The organism is Streptomyces sp. NPDC059003, from assembly GCF_042740445.1.
GTDB lineage: Bacteria > Actinomycetota > Actinomycetes > Streptomycetales > Streptomycetaceae > Streptomyces.
On the sequence record NZ_JBHYJH010000321.1, the window covers coordinates 1 to 5,482 of the forward strand.

General features: G+C 74.3%; 5 protein-coding genes and 1 pseudogene. 4 read left to right on the forward strand and 2 right to left on the reverse strand.

Going from position 1 to position 5,482, the window contains the following annotated elements:
* The first annotated feature begins 167 nt into the window (after nt 1-167).
* The 3 genes from ACFWZ5_RS44470 to ACFWZ5_RS44480 all read left to right on the forward strand — a co-directional run bounded on the left by ACFWZ5_RS44470 (nt 168) and on the right by ACFWZ5_RS44480 (nt 3,370).
* On the forward strand, nt 168-1,325 hold the full coding sequence (locus ACFWZ5_RS44470) for an ROK family glucokinase (RefSeq protein WP_384806857.1): 1,158 nt from the start codon (nt 168-170) through the stop codon (nt 1,323-1,325).
* Complete coding sequence (locus tag ACFWZ5_RS44475; RefSeq protein ID WP_384806859.1) at nt 1,326-1,925, forward strand: sugar kinase; 600 nt, start codon at nt 1,326-1,328, stop codon at nt 1,923-1,925.
* 176 nt (nt 1,926-2,101) lie between these two features.
* A complete protein-coding gene (locus tag ACFWZ5_RS44480; protein WP_384892818.1) occupies nt 2,102-3,370 on the forward strand; it encodes a sulfite oxidase in 1,269 nt (422 codons plus the stop codon).
* A gap of 66 nt (nt 3,371-3,436) precedes the next feature.
* Here ACFWZ5_RS44480 and ACFWZ5_RS44485 read toward each other — a convergent pair whose 3' ends face one another.
* Both ACFWZ5_RS44485 and ACFWZ5_RS44490 read right to left on the reverse strand, forming a co-directional pair.
* Nucleotides 3,437-4,396, reverse strand: coding sequence for an ornithine cyclodeaminase family protein (locus ACFWZ5_RS44485; RefSeq protein ID WP_384805802.1), 960 nt, complete (start codon nt 4,394-4,396; stop codon nt 3,437-3,439).
* A 64-nt stretch (nt 4,397-4,460) separates the two neighbouring features.
* On the reverse strand, nt 4,461-5,000 hold the full coding sequence (locus ACFWZ5_RS44490; RefSeq protein WP_384805800.1) for an FABP family protein: 540 nt from the start codon (nt 4,998-5,000) through the stop codon (nt 4,461-4,463).
* A 183-nt stretch (nt 5,001-5,183) separates the two neighbouring features.
* Here ACFWZ5_RS44490 and ACFWZ5_RS44495 point away from each other — a divergent pair.
* Nucleotides 5,184-5,282 (forward strand): annotated as a pseudogene (locus ACFWZ5_RS44495) (3-oxoadipate enol-lactone hydrolase); the annotation flags it as partial.
* Nucleotides 5,283-5,482 lie beyond the last annotated feature (200 nt).

The window sequence follows — 5,482 nt, forward strand, 5'->3', positions numbered from 1 at the left end:
TGCGCGTCTGCTCCGTTACCCGGCAGACGCGTCTGCGGCTTTGTGCGCGCTGAGCGCGCAGTTCCCCGCGCCCCTTACGGGGCGCCTACCTACCGGGGGCGTAGGGGTGCCCAGCACCCCGGTCCCCGTTGTGCGCGCCCCCGCGAGCGTGAGGCAGAATCGGCGCGATGAGCACCTACCGCGACCTCACGCACCGCGGCTCCGCACGAGCCACCGTCCTGCGGACCGTGGGCACGCGTGAGCGCCGTTCGCATCTGACGGCACCCCGCGTCCCCACGGTCGGCATCGACATCGGCGGAACGAAGGTGATGGCGGGCGTCGTGGACGCCGACGGCAACATCCTGGAGACCCTGCGCACCGAGACGCCGGACAAGTCCAAGAGCCCGAAGGTCGTCGAGGACACCATCGTCGAGCTGGTCCTCGACCTCTCCGACCGCCACGACGTGCACGCCGTCGGCATCGGCGCCGCGGGCTGGGTCGACGCCGACCGCAACCGCGTCCTGTTCGCCCCGCACCTGTCCTGGCGCAACGAACCCCTCAGGGACCGCATCTCCGGACGCCTCGCGGTGCCCGTCATGGTGGACAACGACGCGAACACCGCCGCCTGGGCGGAGTGGCGCTTCGGCGCCGGGCGCGGCGAGGACCACCTGGTCATGATCACGCTCGGCACCGGCATCGGCGGCGCGATCCTGGAGGACGGCCAGGTCAAGCGCGGCAAGTTCGGCGTCGCGGGCGAGTTCGGCCACATGCAGGTCGTGCCCGGCGGCCACCGCTGCCCGTGCGGCAACCGCGGCTGCTGGGAGCAGTACAGCTCCGGCAACGCGCTGGTCCGCGAGGCCCGCGAGCTGGCCGCCGCCGACTCCCCGGTCGCGTACGGCATCATCGAGCGCGTCAAGGGCAACGTCCCGGACATCACCGGGCCCCTCATCACCGAGCTGGCCCGCGAGGGCGACGCCATGTGCGTCGAGCTCCTCCAGGACATCGGCCAGTGGCTCGGCGTCGGCATCGCCAACCTCGCCGCGGCCCTCGACCCGTCCTGCTTCGTCATCGGCGGCGGCGTCAGCGCGGCCGACGACCTGCTCATCGGCCCGGCCCGCGACGCCTTCCGCCGCCACCTCACCGGGCGCGGCTACCGCCCCGAGGCCCGCATCGCCCGCGCCCAGCTCGGCCCCGAGGCGGGGATGGTCGGCGCCGCCGACCTGGCGCGCCTCGTCGCCCGCCGCTTCCGCCGCGCCAACCGCCGCCGCGTCGAGCGCTACGAACGCTACGAGCGCTACGCCGAGGCCCGCCGCGCCAACGACCGCACCACCCAGGGAACCCAGTAGATGACCGTGCCCCGCCAGCCCTCGCCCCCGGACCTGCCGGACCCGACAGGCCCCGGTGACCGGGAGCGGCACCCCGAGGACCGCCGCCACATGATCCGCCGCCGCTGGCTCACGGCGACGATCATCGTGCTGCTCATCGGCGTCCCCGCGGGCTATCTGATGATCTCCGCGAACCAGTCCCGCAACAGCGGCCGCGACAAGGAGGCCAAGTACTCCGCGACGGGCCTCACCGCGGACTGGCCCTCCAAGGTCCAGCGCCGCCTGTACGACGTGCCGGTCCCGCCGTACTCGGCGGAGGTCGCCTACTACGAGACGAACAACTGGCGCACGAGCCGCCTGTACGTCCAGTTCCTCACCAGCAACGAAGGCCTGGAGCGGTTCCTCAAGGAGACCGGCACCAGCGCGAGCCGCCTGGAGAAGGACGACATCACGATCAGCAAGCGCAACCAGAAGATCGTCGGCTGGGAGTTCACGGGCCCGGGCCCCTGGTACGGCGTCACCCACGACCAGGACAACCCGGCCCCCACCCAGGACATCGTGGTGAACCGCTCCAACCCGCGGCACCCGATGGTCTACGTGGTGTCCACGACGACGCCGTGACCGCGCCGTCGGCGCCGTCCGCGGCGTTCGTTGCACTCCCGTGAAGTCCTGAACCAGGCCGTGGCGGCAGCCGCCACGGCCTCGTAATCTGTCGTCCTCGCGCCCCGAAGCAAGCCCTGAGGCAGCTCCGGAGCCGCCGCGCAGCAGCCCCTGTCACGTCGCGACGGAAGGCCCAGATGACGCCCGAGGCACCCCGCGGGGACATCCGCACCGAAGCCGCCTACGACCGCCGCCGGCTGCGCCAGTGGCTCGCGGGCGAGGCCCGCGCCGACGGCGTGGCCCGCCGAGACGTGCTGCGCCTTGCCGCCGCCGCGGGCCTCACGCCCGCCGCCGCGCTCGGGGCGTCCCCGGCCGCGGCCGCGGGGCCCGGCATCGTCAAGCCGCTGCCCGACGAGTGGTTCACGGTCCGCGGCACCAACGCCGAGACGAAGTTCGAGGCGCTCGCGGACACCGGACCCCTGACCCCCGCCGCCCGCTTCTTCGTACGCAACCACACCTCGACGCCCCGACTCGACGCGCGCTCATGGACGTTGCGGATCTGGGGCGACGGACTCGAAGGCGGGCCGCGGGAGTTCACGCTCGCGGACCTGGAGCGGCTGCCGTCGGTGACGCGCACCGCGTTCGTGGAGTGCGCGGGCAACGGCCGCAGCCTCTTCGGGAGCCAGCAGGGCCGGCCCGTGCCGGGCACGGCCTGGACGCTCGGCGCCATCGGCCAGGCCCGCTGGCGCGGGGCGCGCCTGGCGGACGTGCTGCGCCGGGCGGGCCTCGCGCGGCACGCCGTGGACGTGATGCCGCGCGGCCTCGACGACAGCTACGTCACGGCCGACGGCACCGACCTCGGCCGCGTCCGGCGCCCGCTGCCCGTCGCCAAGGCCCTGGACGACGTCCTCCTCGCGTACGAGATGAACGGCGAGCCGCTCCCGCCCGACCACGGCCACCCCGTGCGCGTCCTCGTGCCCTCCTGGGTCGGCATCGCCTCCGTCAAGTGGGTCGGCGACATCGAGGTCTCGGCGACACCGCTCTACTCGCCCTGGAACACTGACTTCTACCGTCTGTTCGGCCCGGGACACCCGGCCGAGGGCTCCGCGCCGCTCACCCGCCAGACCCTCAAGTCCGCCTTCGAACTCCCGTGGAACGCGCGCCTGTCGGCGGACACCCGGCACCGCCTCACGGGCCGCTCCTGGTCCGGCGAGGCGACCGTGGCCCGCGTGGACGTCAGCACCGACGGCGGCACCACCTGGCACCGGGCCCGGCTCCACGACGTACCGCGCCGCGGCTCCTGGGTGCGCTGGTCCACCCCCTGGCGCCCGCGCACGCCCGGGCCCGCCACGCTGCTCGCCCGCGCCACCGACGCCACCGGCCGCACCCAGCCGCCGACGACGGCGCACAACACGCAGGGGTACCTGTTCGACGCCGTGGTGCGGCACCCGGTGACGGTGGTGTGAGGGCTCCGGGAAGGCGTCGGGCGCGGGGATCCGGGAAGCGTCGGCTGCGGGGCTTCTGAGGGGGCGTCAGGCGCGGGCGCGCCCCTTCTCGTACGCCGCCACGGCCACCGCCAGGTCCTCCCACGCCATGCCCGCCGACTTGAACAGCCTCGGCCGCCCGGCCGCGACCGGCACCTCTCCCCGTACCAACTCGCCCAGCGTGCGCAGCCGGTGCGGGTCGAAGGCGTCGGCGGCGACCGCCTGCACGATGTCGCCGCACTCGCGCATCGCCACGGACCGGGCCTCGGCCACGACCGTGGCCCGGCCCACGAGCCGCTCGTCGACCTCGCGTGCCGCGGGCTCGTGCGAGCCGACCGCCGCGACCGCCGCGTGCGGGGCGAGCAGCGCGCTGTCGAACAGCGGCTCGCGCGCCGTCGTGCAGCAGCACACCACGTCGGCGTGCGCGACGTCCTTAGGCACTGCCGCCGCGGCGCCGAGTCCGGCGTCCCCGCACCGCGCCACGAAGTCCGCCACGCGCCCCTGGTCACGACCGACCACGTCCACGTGCGCGAGCGAGGGCCGCACGGCCCGCACCGCCTCCACGTGCCCCCAGGCCTGCGGCCCCGTCCCGAACACCAGCAGCCGCCGCGCGTCCGGCACGGCGAGGTGGCGCAGGGCCGCCCCGGACACGGCGGGCGTGCGCAGCGAGGTGAGCGCGATGCCGTCGAGCAGGGCGAGCGGGGTGTGGGTCGTGCCGTCCAGGAGGAGGTAGAGCCCCTGGATGCGGGGCAGGCCCCGCGCGGGGTTCGCCGGCGTCACCGAGGCGACCTTCACGCCCGCGTACGCCGCCGTCGCCGACGGCATCAGGAGCAGCTGGCCGCCCTCCAGGCCGACGGCGGACCGCGCGGGCTCCGCCTCCGGGTCGAGCCCGCCCGCCGTGAGCGCGGCCGTGACGGCGTCGACGGCGGCGGCCATGGGGACGAGCCCGGCGAGGGCGGCGGCGTCGATGTGGGGGAGGGCTCCGGGCCCCGGCTGCTGCTGGCTCATCCGGTGATCCTCACCGATGACGCCGACCCGAAAACCTGCCCGGTCCCACGGCCGCCGCGCACGGTCAACGGCGCAGCTGGGCCGAGAGATGGTGCTGCAGCGGCTGCCCGACCGCCGCGAGGTCATGGATGTAGGTGAGCGCGTCGCCGTCGGCGGTCAGGGTGTAGCGGCGGCGGGTGGCGTCGACCTCCTTGGCCGTGGGCGTGCGGGCCACCTCGTGGGTGGCGAGGTCGACCGTGCCGTCGGCGGCCCGGCCGACCGCGATCTCCGCGATGCCGGTGGGCTGGGTGATCAGCGCCTCGACCCGGCCGTCGGCCTGGAGCCGCCACCAGCCGCTCTCCCGCGCCGACGGCCGCAGCGGCGCCCCGTCGGCGTCGAGCAGCCAGGCCCGCGCCTCGTAGTGGAGGAAGGGCCGGCCGTCGTGGCTGAACGTGACCTCCTGCGCGTACGTGAAGTCCTCGGCGAGCGTCGGGTAGCCGCCGCGCCCCCGGCCGCGCCAGGTGCCGAGCAGGCCGAGCACGGGCGCGAGCAGCGCGTGCGGCACGGGCGCCTCGTCCGGGCGGTGGCCGTCGGGGTACGGGTGCTCCGGTGCGGGGTCGAACACGGTGTGCGCTCCTGGGGTCGGGGTTGGGGTGTCGGGGCCGGAGGAAGCCTAGAGCCGCCGACGGCGGCGGGATGTGAAGCCCGCCCCCGAAGATCTTCGCGAAGAAACCACAACGTGGGGCGGTCTGCACAGTGCTGTGACCCCGGCACATGGGACCTCACGAGATGTGAGAGCGTGAGCCGGGTGAGTGACACGACAACGAGCACCCTGCAATACCGTCTCGACGGGCCGGAACAAGCACCCGTCCTGATCCTGGGTCCCTCACTGGGCACGACCTGGCATAGGTAGGCGAAGCCGTCTTCTGACGTCCACGTGGTCCAGGTCGGGAGCGTTTGGCCTGGTCAGGGCCTTGTGATCCAGGAGCGTCGATGCTGTTTGTGAGATCTGCGTGAGAGCGCGTGAGAGGTGAAGAACCCTCGTTGACTTGGTCCGGGGGCCAGTGGCACGCAGAAGCCCCGCCGCAATGCGGCGGGGCTTCTGCG